1 protein-coding gene is annotated in these 1204 nt (G+C 72.9%); it reads left to right on the top strand.

Going from position 1 to position 1204, the window contains the following annotated elements:
• Positions 1–1054: FUSC family protein (locus tag ACWD3D_RS37275; protein WP_451465057.1), on the top strand; the 1054-nt coding region annotated here is incomplete at its 5' end.
• Positions 1055–1204: the final 150 nt, after the last annotated feature.

A 1204-nucleotide genomic window follows, 5' to 3' on the forward strand; every position in this document is an offset into this window, starting at 1 on the left:
GGAAGCCGGTCCTGAGCGGGACACACTCGTCCAGTCGCTCAAGGCGGCGGCCGCCGCCATCGTCGCGTGGGCGCTGACAGGATGGTGGCTCCACGCGCCGATGGCCCTGCTGGCCCCCTGGACGGCCGTCGCCCTGGTCGCGGGCACGGTGTACCAGTCCCTGCGCATGGGTCTCCAGCAGTGCGCGGTCATCGCCGTCGGCACGGTGTGGGCCTCGGCGGCCATGGTGATCACCCGGGACCAGACCATGGCCGCGATGCTGCTCACCGTGCCGTTCATGACCCTGCTCGGGAACTACCGCAGGTTCGGGAGTCAGGGACTCGTCGGGGCCACCACGGCGCTGTTCGTGATCACCGCCGGCTCGTCCAGCGCCTTCACGGTGGGGCACCGGCTGCTGGAGACGCTGATCGGGGCGGCGGTGGGCATCACGGTCAACGCGCTGGTTCTCCCCCCGGTCCACCTGCACAACGTCCGCGACCGGCTCGGCCGTTTCGCCCGGGGCACCTCGGACCTGCTCGGCACCATGGCGCGTGGTCTGAGGGAGGAGGGCGGACTCGACGACGCGGGCAGGTGGGACGCGGAGGCGACGCGTCTCGCCCTGTCGCTCCGGGGGGTGGCCGACGCCCGCGCCCGGGCGACGGAAGGGGCCCGGCTGAATCCCGGCAGCCGCCTGCGGCGGGCGGGGCCACCGCCTCCGCCCGTCTCGGAGGACATGCGGTGGGGGCAGGTCTCCTCGCGTGTCCTTGCCGTCACACGGACGTTGAGCGGGATCGGCAGCGGTGACGCGGAGCTCCCCGGCCCGTCCCCGCGGTTTCTCACCGACCTGGCGGACGTGTTGGATCAGGCGGCGCGTGTCTGCGCGCGGGAAGGCGCGCCGCTGTCCTGCGAAGGTGCGGCCCCGGGGCGTGACGAGCCGGCGGCGGACCAGGCATGGGTCGCCCTGCGGGCGCTGTCCGACACGTTCCGCCTCCAGGAGGGCGCGGCAGCAGCCGTGGGCGGAGAACTTCTTTTGGAGGCGCGGCAGTTGATGCGCGAACTGACCCGTTCCGCTTGAGGGACGACTGCACGCGTCCATGCCGCAAGGGGTCGGAGTCCGGGCGGGCGCGAGGCCGGGGGACCGCGCGGTACGGTGAGCAGTGGGCCGATGGTGCCGGAGACGAAGTCGGCGGAGAAGTCCTTGAGGTCGGCGTCCACGAAACAGACG

The sequence above is a fragment of the Streptomyces sp. NPDC002690 genome (assembly GCF_053592415.1).